We start from the raw sequence: 18964 nt of genomic DNA on the forward strand, positions 1-18964 counted from the left end.
CCACTCCACGAGGCCCGGACGGTCGGCACCCGGGCCGGACGGCTCGGGTGCGCTGCCGGCAGGTCCTCGGACTCGCGGGTACGACAAAGACGTACACATACACCGTTGCGGGACAGTTCCGGACTTGCACCGGATTCCCCTGCGGCGACAGCGAGCACGAGCATACATCTTGTGCCGCGTTTCTGAAGCAGGCCCACATCTTGTGTCGGCGCCGAAGGGGTGCCGTGCGTCGGATGCCCTAGAACGTCAACTCGTAGGTGAGCAGCGTCAGGTCCGCGATCGGCTTCCAGTCCCGCTCGGGGGTCCGTACGAAGCCGAGGCGTTCGTAGAGCCGGTGGGCGGCGCGCATCGAGGGCTGCGTGGACAGGACGAGCCCGGAGCGGCCCGCGTCCCTGGACCGCTGGAGGCACTCCCGCACCAGCGTCTCACCCGCGCCCCTGCCGCGCGCAGCGGAGGAGACGGCCAGCATCCGGATCTCCGCCTGGCCGTCCCGCGCGATGTCGGCCATCGGCCCGCCGGACGGGACGAAGGTCACGCAGCCGAGCAACTCCTCGTCGGCCACGGCGACCAGGACCTCGGCGCGGGCGTCGCGCGCGGCCACGTCGCGCAGCACCGTGAGGTAGGTGTCCGAGCTCCCGAAGGTCAGATGTCCGTCGTCGAGATAAGCCTGCGCAGTGAGGTCGCCCAGTGTCTCGTACTCGGTGGGGTGCGCGCGTCTGATGATGATGTCCATGCGGCGAAGTGTGCAACAGGGGTACGCGGTGGGCCGCCGGTTTTCCGGAACGCGGATACGGCAATGGGCCGCCGGTTTTCCGGCGGCCCATCGTCAGGTGTGGAGCGGGCGGATCAGCGGCTCAATGTCCCGCGCCCGCCGTCGCCTTCGGCAGTTCCTGGACGACGCCGGGGTCGCCCGCGTCCGCCGTGTAGTCCTCCGGGGACGTCTCGTCGATGCCGTCGGGGGCGTTCAGCGCCTTCAGGACGAAGGTGAGGACGACGGTCACGACCACGTTCAGGACGAACGCGGTGAGGCCGATGTAGCCGATCTCGCCGATGCCGGGGATGGTGTCGGACGAGCCGCCGAAGTGCTTCTGCGTCGGCGACGCGACACCGTACGCCGCGAGCGTGCCGTAGACCATGCCGACCGCCCAGCCCGCGAGCAGCGCCCAGCGGTGGAACCAGCGGGTGAACAGGCCGCCGACGAGCGCGGGCATCGTCTGCAGGATCCAGATGCCGCCGAGCAGCTGGAAGTTGATCGCGACGGTCTTGTCCATGCCGAGGACGAAGACCAGCGCGCCCACCTTCACCAGGAGCGAGACCAGCTTGGAGACCTTGGTCTCCTGCTCGGGCGTCGCGTCGGGCTTGAGGAAGTCCTTGTAGATGTTCCGGGTGAAGAGATTCGCGGCCGCGATGGACATGATGGCGGCGGGCACGAGCGCGCCGATGCCGATCGCGGCGAAGGCGACGCCGGTGAACCAGTCGGGGAACATCTCCTCGAAGAGCTGCGGGATCGCCAACTGGCCGTTGTCGACCTTGATCCCGGCCGCGATCGCCATGAAGCCGAGCAGCGCGAGCAGGCCGAGCATCAGCGAATACAGCGGCAGGATCGTGGTGTTGCGGCGGATCACGTTGCGGCTCTTGGACGAGAGCGTCGCGGTGATCGAGTGCGGATACATGAACAGCGCGAGAGCCGAGCCGAGCGCCAGCGTCGCGTACGTCCACTGTCCCGCCTCGGGCGGCGCGAGCGCGCCCCGCGGTTTGCCGGTCGCCGGGTTGGTCTGCGCGAAGGCGTCACCGGCCTTGGCGAAGATGTCGTCGAAGCCGCCCAGCTTGATCGGGATGTAGATGATGGCGACGACGATGACGAGGTAGATCAGGCCGTCCTTCACGAATGCGATCAGGGCGGGGGCGCGCAGGCCCGAGGAGTACGTGTACGCGGCGAGCACCGCGAACGCGATCAGCAGCGGCAGGTCCTTGATGAACCAGTTCGTGTCCGGACCGCCGCCGACGCCCATCACGTCGAGAACGGCCTGGATGCCGACGAGTTGGAGCGCGATGTACGGCATCGTGGCGAGGATGCCGGTGACCGCGACGGCCAGCGAGAGCCCCTTGGAGCCGAACCGGCCGCGGACGAAGTCCGACGTGGTCACGTACCCGTGCTTGTGCGAGACCGACCACAGGCGCGGCAGGAAGGTGAAGATCAGCGGGTAGACGAGGATCGTGTACGGAACGGCGAAGAAGCCCGCCGCGCCCGCCGCGTAGATCGCCGCGGGGACGGCCACGAAGGTGTACGCCGTGTACAGGTCGCCGCCGAGCAGGAACCAGGTGACCCAGGTGCCGAACGACCGTCCGCCCAGGCCCCATTCGTCCAGGCTCTGCTCGTTCTCCGCCTTGCGCCAGCGGGCGGCCAGGAAGCCCATGACCGTGACCGCGATGAAGAAGAAGATGAAGACGGCGAGCGCGACACCGTTCACGCCGCCGGTTCCCGACGCGAGCACGTTCATCGTCCGGCACCTTCCGTCAGCTGCCGGGCCTCGGCCTTGCGGGCGCGCTGGTCACGCTGCCACAGCTTGTACGCGATCATCGTGAGAACCGTGGAGATGAGCACCCACAGCATCTGGTACCAGTAGAAGAACGGGATGCCGATGAAGGTCGGTTCGACCTTCGCGTAGGAACTCACCCAGAGCATCGCCACGAACGGCGCGACGAGACAGAGGGCGATGACCACGCGGACCGGCGTGACCACCGGTCGGCTCACTTCAGGCGCATCTGACATGTCATGGCTCCGCTCCCTCGCTCATCCCACGTTTAACGTGCGGGAAATCTAAGCGAGAGTCTTGATCTATGGAACCCCCGTCCGGATAACGGACGGGTCAACATGCCTGCTCAGCAGCAGCGGAACCCCTGCCGGGGATCCGACTCCTGCCGGTCCGTCCGCATTCGCTCGAACTCCCTCCGGGACGGAACGGACGCTCCCGGATGCACCTTCCTGGTGTGCGCGACATGCCGGTCGTACGCCGACTCGTCGGTCAACTCCCGTGCGTACCAACGGATCCAGCGCATCCCGCGCAGCACCCAGGTCATGGGGTGAGCCTCCGCTCCGCCACGAGCTCCCGCTTCTCCTCGCGTGTCGGGATGAGGCCCGCCGGTGCCGTCAACTTCGACTCCACGTACGGCGCTTCGCTCAGGCGCGAGGCCGCCGGATTGCGGATGTGCTTGACGCAGATCCGGGCCGCGTCGGCGATCACGATGACGATGAGCAGGGCGAGCGCGGCCGAAAGGACGCCGTCCACGGTGGAGTTGGTGACGACGGTGTGCATGTCGTCCATGGTCTTGGCGGGCGGCAGGATCTTGCCGTCGTCGATGGCGTCCCGGTAGATCGAGCGCTGCTTGAAGAAGCCCACGCGCGGGTCGCTGGAGAACACCTTCTGCCAGCTCGCGGTGAGCGTGACCGTGGCGTCCCAGACCAGTGGAATCCCGGTGATCCAGGCCCACTTGAGGCGTCCGGACTTCACGAGCAGCGTCGTGCAGACGGCGAGCGCGACGGCCGCGAGAAGCTGGTTGGCGATGCCGAAGATCGGGAAGAGCTGGTTGATCCCGCCGAGCGGCTCGTGCACGCCGACCCACAGGAAGTACCCCCACAGGCCGGTGACGACGGCGCTGGTGAGGACGAGTCCAGGTTTCCAACTCACCTTCTTGAAGGGCTTGTAGACGTTCCCGAGCATGTCCTGGAGCATGAAGCGGCCCACGCGCGTGCCCGCGTCGAGCGCGGTGAGGATGAACAGCGCCTCGAACATGATCGCGAAGTGGTACCAGAAGGCCCGCATCGAGCCGCCGGTGACCTTCGAGAAGATCTCGGAGACGCCGATGGCGAGGGTGGGCGCCCCGCCGGTGCGCGAGAGCAGGGAGCTCTCCTCCACATTCTTCGCGGCCTGCGCGAGGTCGGCCGGCGAGATGGAGTACCCGAAGCCCGCGACGGCCTTCGACGCCTCCTGGACGGTGTCGCCGATGACGCCCGCAGGCGCGTTCATCGCGAAGTACAGACCGGGGTCGATGATCGACGCCGCGACGAGCGCCATGATCGCGACGGACGACTCCATCAGCATGGAGCCGTAGCCGATCATCCGGACCTGCGTCTCCTTCTGGATCATCTTCGGCGTCGTGCCCGACGAGATCAGCGCGTGGAAGCCCGAGAGGGCCCCGCAGGCGATGGTGATGAAGACGAAGGGGAAGAGCGAGCCCGCGAAGACGGGGCCGTCGCCGCGCGACGCGAAGTCGGTCACCGGGTCCATCTTCAGCGTGGGCAGGGCGATCACGACGCCGAGCGCGAGCAGCAGGATGGTGCCGATCTTCATGAACGTGGACAGATAGTCGCGCGGCGCGAGCAGCATCCACACCGGCAGGATCGAGGCGATGAAGCCGTACGCCACCAGCCAGATGACCAGCGTCGACGGCGCGAGCGTAAAGGTGTCCGCGAGCGAGGACTCGGCGACCCAGCGCCCGGAGACCAGCGCGAGCAGCAGCAGCGCGATGCCGATGAGGGAGACCTCGCTGACCCGGCCCGGGCGCAGGACCCGCAGATAGAAGCCCATGAGCAGCGCGATCGGGATGGTCATCGCGATCGAGAAGGTGCCCCACGGCGACTCGGCGAGCGCGTTGACGATGACAAGGGCCAGCACCCCGAGCAGGATGATCATGATGGTGAAGGTGGCGAGCAGCGCGGCGGCCCCGCCGAACGGGCCGATCTCCTCGCGGGCCATCTGCCCGAGCGACTTGCCGTCGCGCCGCGTCGAGAAGAACAGCACGACCATGTCCTGCACGGCACCCGCGAAGATCACGCCGACGATGATCCAGATGGTGCCGGGCAAGTACCCCATCTGCGCGGCGAGCACGGGCCCCACCAGCGGTCCCGCGCCCGCGATCGCGGCGAAGTGGTGGCCGAGCAGCACCCGGCGGTCGGTCGGATGGAAGTCGATGCCGTTGTCGAGCCGCTCGGCAGGGGTGGCCCTCGTCTTGTCGACCTTGAGGACCTTGTACGCGATGAACTTGGAGTAGAAGCGGTACGCGATGGCGTACGTGCCGAGGGCCGCGGCCACCATCCAGGCGGCCGACACCTCCTCGTCGCGGGCGAGTGCCAGGACGGTCCAGCCCGCGGCGCCGGTCAGGGCGACGAGGGACCAGATGAGGATGGATCGAGGATGGGCTGTGCGCACCGGGTCGTCCTCCCGTTCATCATGCGATGACGGGAGGACCGTAGAGCAGCGACGTGATCCGCGCCAGACCTCGGAAGGGTGTCGGTGCGCGGGACGTCCGGGATTAGCCCGTCGGACGTCCCGGATCGGCCGGTGGGGCGTCCCGGGTCAGTCCGTGGGGCGCTTGAGGCGGGCCACGAACTTGTACCGGTCGCCGCGGTAGACCGAGCGCACCCACTCCACCGGCTGGCCCGAGCCGTCGAGGGAGTGGCGGGACAGGAGCAGCATCGGCAGGCCGACGTCGGTGCCGAGCAGGCCCGCCTCGCGCGGGGTGGCCAGGGAGGTCTCGATGGTCTCCTCGGCCTCCGCGAGATGGACGTCGTACACCTCGGCGAGGGCGGTGTAGAGCGAGGTGTACTTGACCAGGGAGCGGCGCAGCGCGGGGAAGCGCTTGGCGGACAAATGGGTCGTCTCGATCGCCATGGCCTCGCCGTTGGCCAGACGCAGCCGCTCGATCCTGAGCACCCGGCCGCCCGCGCTGATGTCGAGCAGGCCCGCGAGGGTGTCGTCCGCGGTGATGTAGCCGATGTCCAGGAGCTGCGAGGTCGGCTCAAGGCCCTGGGCCCTCATGTCCTCGGTGTACGAGGTGAGTTGGAGGGCCTGCGAGACCTTCGGCTTGGCGACGAACGTGCCCTTGCCCTGGATGCGTTCCAGGCGGCCCTCGACGACCAGCTCCTGGAGGGCCTGGCGCACCGTCGTGCGGGAGGTGTCGAACTCGGCGGCGAGCGTGCGCTCCGGCGGGACGGGGGTGCCGGGCGGCAGCGTCTCCGTCATGTCGAGCAAGTGCCGCTTCAGGCGGTAGTACTTGGGCACGCGTGCGGTGCGGCCGACGGCTGCGCCCTCCGAAGGCGCCCCCACCTCGGTCCCTGTGCCCCCCGCTTCGGTGCCCATCCGCTGCCTTTCCGGCTCCTGTGCTGCTGCCGTCACCGGCTCCTCCGTCTGTCGCGGCTCACATCGTGGCACGGTACGGGCCGAGCAGACTCTGCCTGCTCAGGTGTCGGTCCGATAACGGACGCGACAGCCCTTCTTATACACCCTTGACACCCCTAAAGGTCTAGGCCAAGCTCCCCCGTACTGGTCTACACCATTAAAGACCAGGTTCCAGTCCCACGGGCAGATCTCGGTCCATTCGGTCGCTGCGGGTGGGGGGTTGACTGGCATCCCTTGAGGAGGGTGACGTGAAGCGCAAGCTCATAGCGGCCATCGGTGTCGCGGGCATGTTGGTCTCGGTCGCGGCCTGCGGCAGTGACGACGACAAGAAGTCCGGCGGAGCCGACGGCTTCAAGGGCGAGACCCTGACGCTCTGGGCGATGGACGGTTCGACGCCGGACAAGTGGCAGAAGGACCTGAAGGCCGCGTTCGAGAAGAAGACCGGCGCCAAGCTGAAGATCGAAATCCAGAAGTGGGACGGTATCCAGGAGAAGCTGACCACGGCTCTCTCCGAGGAGAACCCTCCGGACGTCTTCGAGATCGGCAACACGATGACGTCCGCCTACGCCAAGAGCGGCGGTCTCGCCGACCTCAGCGATCTCAAGTCCTCGATCGGTGCCGACTGGACGAAGTCCATCAACGCTTCCTCCGTTGTCGACGGCAAGCAGTACGCCGCCCCGTGGTTCGTGCTCAACCGAGTCGTGGTCTACAACAAGAAGATCTGGGCGGACGCCGGGATCAAGGGCACCCCCAAGACACGCGATGAGTTCTACGCCGACTTGAAGAAGATCGGTTCCAAGACTGATGCCGAACCGATCTACCTGCCCGGCCAGAACTGGTACCACTTCGTCGGCCTGACTATCGGCGAGGGCGCCGAGCTGGTCAAGAAGGACGGCGACAAGTACGTCTCCAACCTCTCCGACCCCAAGGTCGCCAAGGCCATGGAGACCTACAAGAAGTTCGCGGAGCTGTCCGAGGCGCCCAAGGACAAGGACGAGGCCACCCCTCAGCAGGGTGAGATCTTCGGCAAGGGCAAGACCGGCGCCTTCATCGGTATGGGCTGGGAGGCCGGCACCGCGATCAAGGCCAGCAAGGACAAGGACTTCGCGAAGGACGTCGGCTACTTCACCATCCCCGGCGCCACCGCGGCCAAGCCCGAGGGTGTCTTCCTCGGTGGCTCGAACCTCGCTGTCGCCGCGACCAGCAAGAAGCAGGAGCTCGCCAAGGAGTTCCTGAAGCTGGCGCTCTCCGACAAGTTCGAGGGACAGCTCGCCAAGGAAGGCAGCGTCATCCCGAACAAGGAGTCGCTGAAGTCCAACCTCGAAGGCAACCCGGCTGCGGAAGCCATGGCCCCAGCCACCTCCGATGGTGGCACGACCCCGCTGATCCCTGAGTGGGCCGCGGTGGAGAACGCACCGAACCCGGTCAAGAGCTACATGACCGCGGTGCTGAACGGCAAGTCCCCGGCCGACGCTGCCAAGCAGGTCGAGGGCGAGTTCAACAAGCGCCTTTCGCAGAAGCAGTAAGGACGCGTTCCTGTCGGGGGCGGCGGGGCCTCCACGCCCGCCGCCCCCGACGCGTCCATGCGTCTTGTATGGCCGACGAGAGAGATGGCAAGCATGACCGTGCAGACCGAACGGCCGCCCTCCGGCCCGACGGAGGTACTGAAATCGGATGGGGGAGGAGCACGAGGGCCGCGCAGTTCCCGCAGAGCCGGAGCCCTCACGCCCTATCTACTGCTGCTTCCCGCAGTCGCGGCCACGCTGCTGCTGCTCGGCTGGCCGTTGATCAGCAACGGGCTGCTGTCGTTCCAGAACCTCAACATGAGGCAGTTCATTCTGCATCTCACCGAGTGGAATGGCATCGACAACTTCAAGGAGGTCCTCAGCGGCGAGGACTTCTGGCGGGTCACCGGACGTTCCATCGTCTTCACCGCCGCCAACGTCGTACTGATCATGTTGCTCGGAACGCTGATCGGGCTGCTGATCGCTCGCCTCGGCAAGCGAATGCGGACCTTTCTGCTTGTGGGCCTCGTGCTCGCCTGGGCCATGCCGGTCATCGCGGCAACCACTGTCTACCAGTGGCTCTTCGCGCAGCGCTTCGGTGTCGTCAACTGGGTGCTGGCGAAGATCGGTTTCGACTCGATGGCCGATTACAACTGGACCGGCAGCCAGTACTCCACGTTCTTCGTGGTTCTCGTCCTGATCGTCTGGCAGTCGATCCCCTTCGTGGCGATCAACCTGTACGCCGCCACGACTACGATCCCCAAGGAGCTGTACGAGGCCGCAGCCCTCGACGGCGCTGGCGCGTGGAAGCAGTTCACCCAGGTCACGCTGCCGTTCCTGCGGCCCTTTCTCTACGCGACGACCTTCCTGGAAGTCATCTGGGTCTTCAAGGCGTTCGCACAGGTCTTCGCGCTCAACGAGGGCGGTCCTGACCGGCTCACCGAGATCCTGCCCGTGTACGCGTACATCGAAGGCATCGGCAACCAGCACTTCGGCATGGGCGCGGCGATCTCCCTGCTCACCATCCTCGTGCTGCTCGGCGTGACCTCGTACTACTTGCGGATCGTGCTTAAGCAATCGGAGGACGAGCTGTGAAGCGCTCACTCTTCGGCCGGATCTGGCCCAATGTCACGGCGATCATCCTCTTCATCGGGTTCGTCTTCCCTGTCTACTGGATGTTCGCCACGGCCCTCAAGCCGACTGGTGACATCATCAGCGAGGACCCGGTGTGGTTCCCCACCGACGCCACGTTCGAGCACTTCAAGACTGCCGTGGACGCTCCCAACTTCTGGAGCCTGGTGGGCAACTCGGTCACCGTGACTGTGTGCGCCGTGCTCCTTTCGCTGGTGATCGGTCTTGCCTCCGCCTTCGCGCTCGCCCGTATGCGGTTCAAGGGGCGCCGCGGCTTCATCATCGGCTTCATGCTTGCGCAGATGGCGCCCTGGGAAGTCATGGTCATCGCGATCTACATGATCGTGCGCGACGCGGACATGCTGAACAGCCTGGTGCCGCTGACCCTCTTCTACATGGTGATGATCCTGCCCTTCACTCTCCTCACGCTGCGAGGCTTCGTCGCCGCCGTACCGAGGGAACTGGAGGAGTCCGCCATGGTCGACGGCTGCTCGCGGATGCAGGCCTTCCGCAAGGTGATCCTGCCGTTGCTCGCGCCCGGTCTGATGTCGACCTCGCTCTTCGGCTTCATCACCGCCTGGAACGAGTTCCCGCTGGTCCTCGTGCTCAACAAGGAAGCCGATGCCCAGACCCTGCCCGTGTGGCTGCGTGGATTCCGCTCTGTCTACGGCGATGACTGGGGTGCCATCATGGCCGCCTCCTCGCTCTTCGCCATCCCGATCCTCATCCTCTTCGTCTTCCTGCAGCGCAAGGCCGTCAGCGGCCTGACCGACGGCGCAGTGAAGGGATAACGCCGCACCATGACGACCTCCACGACCCACGCCGGTGACACGCTCACCCGCAACGCCCTGACCGTCCTGCAGCCCGGCTTCGACGGCACCACCGCCGTGCCGGACTGGGTGCGCCGCCGGATCGGCGAAGGCCTCGCCTCCGTCAGCCTGTTCGGCCGCAACGTGCGCACCGCGGAGCAGGTCACCGCCCTCACCGCGCAGCTGAAGGCCGAGCGCGACGACCTCCTGATCGCCATCGACGAGGAGAGCGGCGACGTCACCCGCCTCGAGGTGCGCACCGGATCCTCCTACCCGGGCAACCACGCGCTCGGCGCCGTCGACGACACGGCGCTGACCCGCGACGTGGCAGCCGACCTCGGCCGGCGCCTGGCCGCCTGCGGCATCAACTTCAACTGGGCGCCGTCCGCCGACGTCAACGCGAACCCGGACAACCCCGTCATCGGCGTACGTTCCTTCGGCGCCGACCCCCTCCTGGTGGCCCGGCACACCGCCGCGTACATCGAGGGCATGCAGTCGTCCGGCGTCGCCACCTCCGCCAAGCACTTCCCCGGGCACGGCGACACCGCGGTCGACTCGCACCACTCGGTGCCGCTCATCGACGTCGACCGGGACGTGCTCGAATCGCGTGACCTGGCGCCGTTCCGCGCCGCGATCGCCGCGGGGACGCGCGCCGTGATGAGCGCCCACCTGCTGGTGCCCGCGCTCGACCCGGAGAACCCGGCGACCGTCTCGCGGCGCATCCTCACCGGCCTGCTCCGCGAAGAGCTCGGCTACGACGGCCTGATCGTCACCGACGGCATGGACATGCACGCGATCGCCGGGACGTACGGCTTCGAGCGCGGCTGTGTGCTCGCCATCGCCGCGGGCGCCGACGCGATCTGCACCGGCGGCGGCCCTTCGGACGAGGGGACCGTGCTGCGGCTGCGGGACGCCTTCGTCGAGGCGGTGCGCTCCGGGGAGCTCTCCGAGGAACGCCTCGCCGACGCCGCCGAGCGCGTGCGGTCGCTGGCGAACTGGGCCGTGTCGTCGAGGGGTTCGGGCGCGGCCGATCGTTCGGGGGGCGCGCCCGACACCGAGATCGGCCTGGTCGCGGCCCGTCGCGCGCTGACGGTCACCCGCGGCGAGACCTACGCGGCACCGGTCACCGAGGCTCCCTACGTCGCCGCCTTCAGCCCCGTCGCCAACATCGCGGTCGGCGACGAGACCCCGTGGGGCGTGTCCGCCGCACTGGAGCGGCTGCTGCCCGGCACGGAGTCCGGCACCTACTCCGGCGACGGCGCGGGTGCCAAGGCACTCGCCGCGGCGGGCGACCGCCGCATCGTCGCGGTGGTCCGCGACGCCCACCGCCACACGTGGATGTCCGACGCCGTGAAGACCCTCGTCTCGGCCCGCCCGGACACCGTGGTGGTCGAGATGGGCGTCCCGCAGTCCGCCCCGACCGGCGCCATCCACATCGCCACGCGCGGCGCGGCACGGGTGTGCGGCGAGGCGGCGGCGGAGGCCGTCACCGGCGGCTGACCGCACCGGCACACGCGTGAGGGGCGCCCCCGACCGGGGGCGCCCCTCACGCGTGTGTCTGTCCGAACTCTCCTACAGGCCCTGCCAGTCGGGCTTGTTGGCGTAGGTGTGCCGGAAGTAGTCCGCGAGCTTCAGCTTGGACGCGGCGGCCTCGTCCACGACGACCGTGGCGTGCGGGTGCAGCTGCAGCGCGGACGCCGGTACGACGGAGGCCACGGGGCCCTCGACCGTCGCGGCCACCGCGTCCGCCTTGCCCTCACCCGTGGCGAGCAGCACCAGGTGCCGCGCCTCCAGGATCGTCCCGATCCCCTGGGTGATGACGTGGTGCGGGACCTGCTCGATGTCCCCGTCGAAGAAGCGCGCGTTGTCCACCCGCGTCTGCTCCGTCAGGGTCTTGATCCGCGTCCGCGAGGCGATCGACGAGCACGGCTCGTTGAACCCGATGTGCCCGTCGGTCCCGATCCCGAGCAGCTGGAGGTCGACGCCCCCGGCCTCGGTGAGCGCCTTGTCGTACGCCTCGCAGGCGGCCTGCACGTCTTCCGCGCTGCCGTCCGGACCCATGAAGGACGCCTCGCTGAGCCCGAGCGGCTCGACGACCTCACGCAGGACCACGGAGCGGTAGGACTCGGGGTGCCCGACCGGCAGCCCGACGTACTCGTCGAGCTGGCAGATGCGCGCACGCGAGGCATCCACGGCACCGGCGGCGACCTTCGCGGCCAGCGCCTCGTAGATGGGCAGCGGGGTGGAGCCGGTGGCGACACCGAGCAGGGCGTCAGGCTTACGGCGCACCAGGGCGGCCATGGCCTCCGCGATGAGCTCGCCGCCTGCCTTGGCGTCCGGGACGATGACAACTTCCACGCTGGGCCTGCCGATCTGGAGAGGGGCTCAAGAGGACTGGTGGTATAGACCAATCTAGCAGAGCTGTGCTGCCAGAACAGTCGATTCCCGCCGTCCGTTCCTCCCGTCCATGCTCGGCTCTCCACCCCACCTCCGCCCGTCGAACAACCGACACCCGGGTAAACCTGGCCTCCCGGCGAACCCGGCTTCCCGGCGAACCTGGCATCCAGCCACGCCTGGCCCCCGGCCATACCTGGCACCCGCCCGGCCTGGCACCCGCCCGGCCTGGCACCCGCCCGGCCAGGCCCCCGCACCAGAGGCGCCCCGCGCCCCGAGCGGGGACAGTGGGAGGCATGACCGCCATGACTCCGCAGGACGGGTGCGACCCGCAGAGCGAGCGGCCGGGCCGGATCATGTCCCGGGAGATGGCCGAGCAGCCCGAGGTCCTGCGCCGCATCCTCGACGTGGGCGCCCCCGAGATCCGTGCGACGGCCCGCCGCGTCGCCGAGAAGAAACCCCGCTTCGTACTGCTCTCCGCCCGCGGCACCTCCGACCACGCGGCGCTCTACGCGAAGTACCTCCTCGAAGTGCGCCTCGGCCTGCCCTGCGGCCTCGCCTCGATGTCCACCATCACGGCCTACGGGGCCAAGCCCGACCTGAGGGACGTCCTCGTCGTCACCGTGAGCCAGTCCGGCGGTTCGCCCGATCTGGTGGCCTCCGCACGGGCCGCGCGTGAGGCCGGTGCGATCACCCTCGCGGTGACCAACAACCCGGACTCACCGCTGGCCGCCGTGTCCGAGCACCACATCGACATCCTCGCGGGACCGGAGAAGGCGCTCCCCGCGACAAAGACCTACACCGCCTCCCTGCTCGCTCTGCATCTCTTCGTCGAGGGGCTGTCCGGCGGCGACGGCTCGGCCGCCGCCCCGCTGCCCGCTCTCGCGGCCCAACTCCTCGCCAGGCAGGGCGAGATCAAGGCCCTCGCCGCCCGCTACCGCTTCGCGGAACGCATGGTGATCACCTCTCGTGGCTACGGCTACCCGACCGCGAAGGAGGCGGCCCTGAAGCTGATGGAGACCAGCTACATCCCGGCGCTCGCCTACTCCGGCGCCGATCTGCTGCACGGCCCACTGGCGATGGTCGACAACATCTCGCCGGTCATCGCGGTCGTGACGGACGGCCGGGGCGGCGAGGCGCTCCAGCCCGTCCTCGACCGGCTGCGCGGACGCGGCGCCGACCTGGTGGTCATCGGCCCGAAGGCCCAGGTCGAGCAGGCGTCGGCCGGCTTCGTCCTGCCGACCGACGGCGTACCCGAAGAGCTCCAGCCGGTCCTGGAGATCATCCCCCTGCAACTGCTCGCCTATGAGGTGACCATCGCCCGCGGCCAGGACCCGGACGCGCCCCGTGCTCTCGCGAAGGTGACGGAGACCCGCTGACGTGGGCCGTCACAGCCCCAGCATCGACCCGCCCGTCGCGTCGATGTACTGACCGGTGATCCACCGGGCGTCGTCCGATGCCACGAAGGAGACGATGTCCGCCACGTCGGCGGGCTGGCCTATGCGGTCGAAGGCCGAGTACCCCGCCATCTCCGCCTGCTGCTCCTCGGGGATCCCGTGCATCATCTCCGTCTCGATGATCCCCGGCGCGACCGCGTTGACCGTGATCCCGCGCGGGCCGAGCTCCTGCGCCAGGGTGTGCGTCAGGACGTTCACCGCGCCCTTCGTCATCGAATACGCCACGGTGACCGGGAAGGCGATGCGGGTGACACCCGACGAGATGTTGATGATCCGGCCGCCGTCGCGCAGCCGGTCGAGTCCCTTCTGCACGACGAAGAACAACGCCTTGGTGTTCACCGCGAACACGCGGTCGTAGTCCGCCTCCTGGACCTCTCCCACGTGGCTGTACAGGCCGATGCCCGCGTTGTTCACCAGGATGTCCAAGCCGTCCGCGTGCCGGTCGAACTCCGTCCACAGCGCCTCGGCGTCACCCGGCACCCCCAGCTCCGCGCCGAACGCGAAGGCGGAGCCGCCCGCGGCCTCGATCGCGGCCACCGTCTCCTTCGCCGCCACCTCATTGCTGCCGTAGTGCACGGCGACCTGCGCCCCGTCCCGCCCGAGCCGCTCGGCGATGCCCCGGCCGATGCCCCTGCTGCCGCCGGTGACCAGAGCCGTCTTCCCCGCGAGCTTGCCTGCAACTGCACCCATGTCGGGCGCCCCCTTTTTCTCTAGTGGTCGCTACAGAAAGAACGCTACCCCACGCCCGCTCTCTTTTTCTAGTGTCCGCTATACAATTCACCCCATGGCGACGAAACAGCGCGGACGTCCCCGCTCCTTCGACCGCGAGACGGCCCTGGAGCAGGCGATCCGCACCTTCTGGGAGAACGGGTACGAGGCGACGTCCGTCTCCGACCTCACACGCGTCATGGGCATCGGCGCCCCCAGCCTCTACGCGGCGTTCGGCGACAAGCGCACGCTCTTCGACGAGGTCGTCGTGCGGTACGGGGCGACGCACGGATCCTTCAGCGGCCGCGCCTTCGACGAGGAACCGACCGTGCGCGCCGCCGTGTCGCGGATGCTGCACGAGGCCGCGGCCGAGTTCACCGACCCGGCACACCCCCGCGGCTGCCTCGTCATCACCGCGGCCACCAACTGCACGACGCCGGAGGTGGAAGAGGACCTGCGGGCGCGGCGGAACGGCAACATCGCGGACATCGCGTCCCGCATCGGCGCGGCCGTCGCGGCGGGGGAGCTGCCCGAGGGCACCGACCCCGGCGCCCTCGCCCGTTATGTGGGGGCGGTCTTCCAGGGGATGTCCCAGCAGGCCAGGGACGGCGCCACCAGGGCCGACCTGGAATCGGTCGCCGATCTCGCCATGGGCGTATGGCCGGCGGCCCGACTCCCGGAGAATGGGGCCTGACACCCGGCGGAAGAGACGACAACAAACATCTGCCGACGCATAGACATGGGAGAATGGTCTAGTCCACAATGCGTGGGTAAAGCATCCGCCCTCCCCGCACAGGAGGGTGGACCGAGGAGCCGGCGCTCTCTGCCCTGACCGCGTCGGAGCCTCCCGATCGGCGGCCAGTACCGCACATTCTGGCGGCCGATGCACCTGAAGGGCTGCGGTGCCGTGGGTGGGTTGAGGGTCCCGCCCTGGCGCCGCGGCTCGTCGGGAACCTCCGGAGCCTCTCGGGGCGGCGCCGGGATCCCGGCGGAATCCTCGACGAGCGGGCCCGCGGGAAGCGAAAGGTACGCTCGCACACGTGCCCTCCATGAACGACCTCGTCCGCCAGCACACCGCCCTCGGTGACTCCGACCTCGAGTGGCTGCATCTGCTGGTCTCGGAGTGGCAGCTGCTCTCCGACCTCTCCTTCGCCGACCTCGTGCTCTGGGTCCCCACGCGCGACGGCACCCGCTATGTGTCCGTGGCGCAGATGCGGCCCAACACCGGCCCCACCTCCTACCAGGACGACATGGTCGGCCACCTGGTCCCGCGCGGCCGCCGCCCCCTCCTCGACGCCGCCCTGGACGAGGGCCGCATCGTGCGCGAGGGCGACCCGGAGTGGCGCGAGGAGGTCCCGGTACGGGTCGAGTCCATCCCCGTACGCAGGGAAGGGCGCGTCCTCGGGGTCATCGCCCGCAACACCAACCTGCTGACCGTGCGCACCCCTTCGCGACTGGAGCTGACCTACCTCCAGTCGGCGTCCGACCTCGCGCAGATGATCGCCGCGGGATCGTTCCCCTTCCAGGGGCAGCAGGTCGACATGGACGCCTCCCCGCGCGTGGGTGACGGTCTGCTGCGGCTCGACGCGGACGGCATCGTCCAGTACGCGTCGCCGAACGCGCTCTCCGCGTATCACCGCCTGGGTCTCGCGTCCGACCTCGTGGGCCACCACCTGGGCAGGGCGACGGCCGAACTCGCCCCGTCCCGCGGCCCGGTGGACGAGGCGCTCGCCAAGGTCGCCAGCGGCTGGGCGCCGCGCGAGTTCGAGATCGAGGGCGGCGACGGCGTGATCCAGCTCCGCGCGATCCCGCTCAAGCCCAAGGGGCCCCGCATCGGCTCGCTCGTACTCCTGCGCGACGTCACCGAACTCCGCCGCCGCGAGCGCGAGTTGATCACCAAGGACGCGACCATCCGGGAGATCCACCACCGGGTGAAGAACAACCTCCAGACGGTCGCCGCGCTGCTGCGCCTGCAGGCCCGCCGCATCGACTCGGCCAAGGGCCGCGAGGCGCTCGAAGAGGCCGTACGCCGCGTGGGCTCCATCGCCATCGTCCACGAGACGCTCTCCCAGAACCTGGACGAGCGCGTGGAGTTCGACGAGATCGCCGACCGGGTCCTCGCGATGGTCGCCGAGATCTCGCCCGGCAAGGTCACGGGCCGGCGCACCGGACGCTTCGGGATCCTGGACGCCGAGGTCGCCACTCCGCTGTCGATGGTGCTCACGGAGATCCTGCAGAACGCCCTGGAGCACGGCTTCCGCGAGGGGGACACCGGCACGGTCGAGGTCTCCGCGGTGCGCGGCGGCACCACCAAGGAAGCGCGCCTGCTGATCACCGTCCAGGACGACGGCGTCGGACTGCCCGACGACTTCGATCCGCACCGCTCCGGAAATCTCGGCCTGCAGATCGTGCGCACCCTGGTCGAGGGGGAGTTGGGCGGCACCTTCGACATGGTGCGCGCCCCCGAGCGCGGTACGCAGGTCATCCTCGACATCCCGGTGCGCGGCGACAAGTAGGAGCCGTACGTCGCAGCGGCAAACAGACACGACAAAGCAGTGAGCCCCGGACCACATGGTCCGGGGCTCACTGCTCACGTTGCGATGCGCATCGGGGGTACTGCGCGGCTGCGGCTCGGGGGCGGGAGATGCGTACGCGCTGTACGCGCCGCCAAGCTCAGGCTCGTCAGGGGTGTGGGCGTCAGGCGCTGGCCTGGCGTGCACGGTTGCGAGCGGCGCGGCGCTTCATTGCGCGGCGCTCGTCCTCGCTGAGGCCACCCCAGACGCCGGAGTCCTGGCCGGACTCGAGCGCCCACTGCAGGCACTGCTCCATGACGGGGCAGCGGCGGCAGACGGCCTTGGCTTCCTCGATCTGCAGCAGCGCAGGACCGGTGTTGCCGATAGGGAAGAAGAGCTCGGGGTCTTCCTCGCGGCAAACGGCGTTGTGACGCCAGTCCATGGCTGCTACCTCTCCTTGGTATTACATGCAGGTTGCTTGTGAATGTGAACGCTTTCACGAATCCCCCCGCACGGGAAGGGCCGACAGCCAGTTGCCTGGCGTGGACCTGTGGTGGAGGAGGGGTTCTGGCTCTCTGTGGGGCCGATGTTGCGGGCCGTCCCGATCGCCATGTAGAGATTCGCAAACCTCGGCGGCGGATACAACCCCTTCCGGAAAGTTTTTTTTGATTCCTCAGTGTCGACTGGGTCACAGCCGTACTTCCATGGGGTGGACCCTGGCCTAAACGTTCGAGTGAAAGGACTTTAGGCCCTTCCACTCACACAATCACACGCAGTGCACGGCGTACGCCTGTGAACGTCACGCTCGTCCGCAGCCCGAGGTGGTCACCGTCCATCTGGAGGGGGAGCGGGACCTTCGATTGCAAGGTGAAGTCCGTGAGGTCGTGCAGCGTAACCGCGTGCTTACCGTGCGGTCCGCGATCCGGCGTGGACGTCAGGAGCTGTGTGCCGTACCGGGCCACCGCGGCGGTCGAGAGCTTCTTCAGACCGAGCACGTCGAGACCCGTGTCGAAGGACGCCTGCGGGGAGGCGTACAGGGGGCGATTGCCCAGGTAGGAGTACGGGGAGGTGTTGCAGACTATGGACATCACCAGGTCGGTCACCGGGTCCTCGCCGGGCCGCTCCAGCGTGATCATGCCGTGCCTGCGGTGGGGCTCGTCGATGAACTGACGGAGCACTTGGCGCACATAGAGGGCGTGCGTCGAGCGCCTGCCGAGCTCCCGCTGCTGTTCGACCCTGCCGACCACGCCGCCGTCGAAGCCGAGTCCGGCACAGAACGTGAACCAGCGCGACGGCACGGCTTCGTCCTCGGTGCCCGGAGTGCCCCCCGCGATGCCGAGGCCCACCGTGCGCTCACTGCCCTCGCGCAAGGCGTCCAGGAGGGCACCCGTGGCCTCCACGGCGTCGTTCGGCAGCCCCAGGGCGCGCGCGAAGACGTTGGTGGAGCCGCCGGGGACGACGGCGAGGCGGGGGAGGCGGTCCGGATCGGGGCCGTGGTGCAGCAGTCCGTTGACGACTTCGTTGACGGTGCCGTCGCCGCCGAGGGCGACGACCAGCTCGATGTCCTTGCTCTCCGCGGCCTGCCGACCGAGGTCCCTGGCGTGTCCCCGGTACTCCGTGGTGACCGCCTCGAGCTTCATCTCGCTCGCCAGGGCGTGGACCAGGACGTCACGCGTACGCGCACTGGTGGTGGTTGCCGCTGGATTGACCACGAGGAGTGCACGCATGCGAAGCAGACTACCTAGCCGTCTTTACCTGGCCTAGACCGAGGTGCCGGGCCGCGCATACGCAGAGCTACCCTGCTGGAGTGAGCACTGAGCGGAAATCCACCCCCCAAGCCCCGGAGACGCCCGAGACAGGGGGACGTCCCGGTCGGCTGACGGCCGCCGCGGCACTCGCCGGACTCGAGGGGCTCGCCCTCCTCGGCGGGGGTGTCTACATGCTCGTGATGGGGCTCGCGGGGTCGCCCGACAATCCGCGGCAGGCCGAGACGGGCGGCATCACGCTGATCGTCCTCGCGCTGCTGCCGCTGCTCGCCGCGCGCGGGCTGCTGAAGCTGCGCCGCTGGAGCCGCGGGCCCGCGATCATCACGCAGATCATGGCGCTGCCGGTGGCCTGGCAGCTGCTGCAGGCCGACAGTGCGGCGATCCCTGCGGGCATCGCGCTCGCGGTCGTGGCGATCGCCTCGCTCGTCCTGCTGGTCAATCCCGCGACGACCGAGGCCCTGGGCATCCGGGGCCCCGGTGATGTGCAGGACCAGAAGTAGCG

General features: G+C 68.6%; 18 protein-coding genes and 1 riboswitch. Of the genes, 8 read left to right on the forward strand and 10 right to left on the reverse strand.

Features of this window, described 5'->3' with window-relative positions:
- Positions 1 to 39 precede the first annotated feature (39 nt).
- Positions 40 to 177, reverse strand: a riboswitch (cobalamin riboswitch).
- 61 nt (positions 178 to 238) lie between these two features.
- The 6 genes from ACFWZ2_RS04700 to ACFWZ2_RS04725 form a co-directional block, all read right to left on the reverse strand.
- Positions 239 to 733, reverse strand: coding sequence for a GNAT family N-acetyltransferase (locus ACFWZ2_RS04700; RefSeq protein WP_384541775.1), 495 nt, complete (start codon positions 731 to 733; stop codon positions 239 to 241).
- 121 nt (positions 734 to 854) lie between these two features.
- A complete protein-coding gene (gene mctP, locus ACFWZ2_RS04705) occupies positions 855 to 2501 on the reverse strand; it encodes a monocarboxylate uptake permease MctP (protein ID WP_384541778.1) in 1647 nt (548 codons plus the stop codon).
- Positions 2498 to 2773, reverse strand: a complete 276-nt coding sequence (locus tag ACFWZ2_RS04710) for a DUF3311 domain-containing protein (protein WP_384541781.1) — start codon at positions 2771 to 2773, stop codon at positions 2498 to 2500. Before ACFWZ2_RS04710 ends, mctP begins: the two co-directional genes overlap by 4 nt.
- A gap of 110 nt (positions 2774 to 2883) precedes the next feature.
- Entirely contained in the window at positions 2884 to 3081 is a 198-nt protein-coding gene (locus tag ACFWZ2_RS04715; protein WP_384541783.1) for a YbdD/YjiX family protein, read from the reverse strand.
- A complete protein-coding gene (locus tag ACFWZ2_RS04720; RefSeq protein WP_384541785.1) occupies positions 3078 to 5210 on the reverse strand; it encodes a carbon starvation CstA family protein in 2133 nt (710 codons plus the stop codon). Before ACFWZ2_RS04720 ends, ACFWZ2_RS04715 begins: the two co-directional genes overlap by 4 nt.
- Before the next feature lie 147 nt (positions 5211 to 5357).
- Complete coding sequence (locus ACFWZ2_RS04725) at positions 5358 to 6140, reverse strand: GntR family transcriptional regulator (protein WP_384542164.1); 783 nt, start codon at positions 6138 to 6140, stop codon at positions 5358 to 5360.
- Between the two features lie 287 nt (positions 6141 to 6427).
- On the opposite strand from ACFWZ2_RS04725, the gene ACFWZ2_RS04730 reads away from it, so the two are divergent.
- The 4 genes from ACFWZ2_RS04730 (at position 6428) to ACFWZ2_RS04745 (ending at position 11124) form a co-directional block, all read left to right on the forward strand.
- Entirely contained in the window at positions 6428 to 7705 is a 1278-nt protein-coding gene (locus ACFWZ2_RS04730) for an extracellular solute-binding protein (RefSeq protein ID WP_384541788.1), read from the forward strand.
- Positions 7706 to 7798: 93 nt separating this feature from the next.
- The gene (locus tag ACFWZ2_RS04735) at positions 7799 to 8779 is read left to right on the forward strand and encodes a carbohydrate ABC transporter permease (protein ID WP_384541791.1); all 981 of its coding nucleotides are present in this window, start codon (positions 7799 to 7801) and stop codon (positions 8777 to 8779) included.
- Positions 8776 to 9606, forward strand: coding sequence for a carbohydrate ABC transporter permease (locus ACFWZ2_RS04740; RefSeq protein ID WP_384541794.1), 831 nt, complete (start codon positions 8776 to 8778; stop codon positions 9604 to 9606). Before ACFWZ2_RS04735 ends, ACFWZ2_RS04740 begins: the two co-directional genes overlap by 4 nt.
- Positions 9607 to 9615: 9 nt before the next feature.
- Entirely contained in the window at positions 9616 to 11124 is a 1509-nt protein-coding gene (locus tag ACFWZ2_RS04745) for a glycoside hydrolase family 3 protein (protein ID WP_384541796.1), read from the forward strand.
- Between the two features lie 72 nt (positions 11125 to 11196).
- Here ACFWZ2_RS04745 and nagB read toward each other — a convergent pair whose 3' ends face one another.
- The gene (gene nagB / locus ACFWZ2_RS04750) at positions 11197 to 11982 is read right to left on the reverse strand and encodes a glucosamine-6-phosphate deaminase (protein WP_384541799.1); all 786 of its coding nucleotides are present in this window, start codon (positions 11980 to 11982) and stop codon (positions 11197 to 11199) included.
- Positions 11983 to 12314: 332 nt separating this feature from the next.
- Between nagB and ACFWZ2_RS04755 the strand changes: the two genes are divergently transcribed.
- Complete coding sequence (locus ACFWZ2_RS04755; RefSeq protein ID WP_384541802.1) at positions 12315 to 13397, forward strand: SIS domain-containing protein; 1083 nt, start codon at positions 12315 to 12317, stop codon at positions 13395 to 13397.
- 9 nt (positions 13398 to 13406) lie between these two features.
- Here the strand turns inward: ACFWZ2_RS04755 and ACFWZ2_RS04760 are convergent, their stop codons facing one another.
- Complete coding sequence (locus ACFWZ2_RS04760) at positions 13407 to 14165, reverse strand: SDR family oxidoreductase (RefSeq protein WP_384541805.1); 759 nt, start codon at positions 14163 to 14165, stop codon at positions 13407 to 13409.
- Between the two features lie 94 nt (positions 14166 to 14259).
- Between ACFWZ2_RS04760 and ACFWZ2_RS04765 the strand changes: the two genes are divergently transcribed.
- Together ACFWZ2_RS04765 and ACFWZ2_RS04770 are read left to right on the forward strand one after the other, a co-directional pair.
- Complete coding sequence (locus tag ACFWZ2_RS04765; RefSeq protein ID WP_384541808.1) at positions 14260 to 14877, forward strand: TetR/AcrR family transcriptional regulator; 618 nt, start codon at positions 14260 to 14262, stop codon at positions 14875 to 14877.
- A gap of 355 nt (positions 14878 to 15232) precedes the next feature.
- A complete protein-coding gene (locus ACFWZ2_RS04770) occupies positions 15233 to 16699 on the forward strand; it encodes a sensor histidine kinase (protein WP_384542166.1) in 1467 nt (488 codons plus the stop codon).
- A 181-nt stretch (positions 16700 to 16880) separates the two neighbouring features.
- Here the strand turns inward: ACFWZ2_RS04770 and ACFWZ2_RS04775 are convergent, their stop codons facing one another.
- A complete protein-coding gene (locus ACFWZ2_RS04775; RefSeq protein WP_016639615.1) occupies positions 16881 to 17138 on the reverse strand; it encodes a WhiB family transcriptional regulator in 258 nt (85 codons plus the stop codon).
- A gap of 316 nt (positions 17139 to 17454) precedes the next feature.
- Positions 17455 to 18423, reverse strand: coding sequence for a diacylglycerol kinase family protein (locus ACFWZ2_RS04780; protein WP_055551718.1), 969 nt, complete (start codon positions 18421 to 18423; stop codon positions 17455 to 17457).
- An 80-nt stretch (positions 18424 to 18503) separates the two neighbouring features.
- Here ACFWZ2_RS04780 and ACFWZ2_RS04785 point away from each other — a divergent pair, with 80 nt between their 5' ends.
- On the forward strand, positions 18504 to 18962 hold the full coding sequence (locus tag ACFWZ2_RS04785; RefSeq protein ID WP_384541812.1) for a hypothetical protein: 459 nt from the start codon (positions 18504 to 18506) through the stop codon (positions 18960 to 18962).
- Positions 18963 to 18964: the final 2 nt, after the last annotated feature.

It is taken from the genome of Streptomyces sp. NPDC059002 (genome assembly GCF_042740435.1).
GTDB lineage: Bacteria > Actinomycetota > Actinomycetes > Streptomycetales > Streptomycetaceae > Streptomyces.

Coding starts and splice junctions, on each gene's coding strand:
- ACFWZ2_RS04700 (WP_384541775.1), bottom strand. CDS start 733: ATGGACATCATCATCAGACGCGCGCACCCCACCGAGTACGAGACACTG.
- mctP (WP_384541778.1), bottom strand. CDS start 2,501: ATGAACGTGCTCGCGTCGGGAACCGGCGGCGTGAACGGTGTCGCGCTC.
- ACFWZ2_RS04710 (WP_384541781.1), bottom strand. CDS start 2,773: ATGTCAGATGCGCCTGAAGTGAGCCGACCGGTGGTCACGCCGGTCCGC.
- ACFWZ2_RS04715 (WP_384541783.1), bottom strand. CDS start 3,081: ATGACCTGGGTGCTGCGCGGGATGCGCTGGATCCGTTGGTACGCACGG.
- ACFWZ2_RS04725 (WP_384542164.1), bottom strand. CDS start 6,140: ATGGGCACCGAAGCGGGGGGCACAGGGACCGAGGTGGGGGCGCCTTCG.
- ACFWZ2_RS04735 (WP_384541791.1), top strand. CDS start 7,799: ATGACCGTGCAGACCGAACGGCCGCCCTCCGGCCCGACGGAGGTACTG.
- ACFWZ2_RS04745 (WP_384541796.1), top strand. CDS start 9,616: ATGACGACCTCCACGACCCACGCCGGTGACACGCTCACCCGCAACGCC.
- ACFWZ2_RS04755 (WP_384541802.1), top strand. CDS start 12,315: ATGACCGCCATGACTCCGCAGGACGGGTGCGACCCGCAGAGCGAGCGG.
- ACFWZ2_RS04760 (WP_384541805.1), bottom strand. CDS start 14,165: ATGGGTGCAGTTGCAGGCAAGCTCGCGGGGAAGACGGCTCTGGTCACC.
- ACFWZ2_RS04765 (WP_384541808.1), top strand. CDS start 14,260: ATGGCGACGAAACAGCGCGGACGTCCCCGCTCCTTCGACCGCGAGACG.
- ACFWZ2_RS04770 (WP_384542166.1), top strand. CDS start 15,233: ATGAACGACCTCGTCCGCCAGCACACCGCCCTCGGTGACTCCGACCTC.
- ACFWZ2_RS04775 (WP_016639615.1), bottom strand. CDS start 17,138: ATGGACTGGCGTCACAACGCCGTTTGCCGCGAGGAAGACCCCGAGCTC.
- ACFWZ2_RS04780 (WP_055551718.1), bottom strand. CDS start 18,423: ATGCGTGCACTCCTCGTGGTCAATCCAGCGGCAACCACCACCAGTGCG.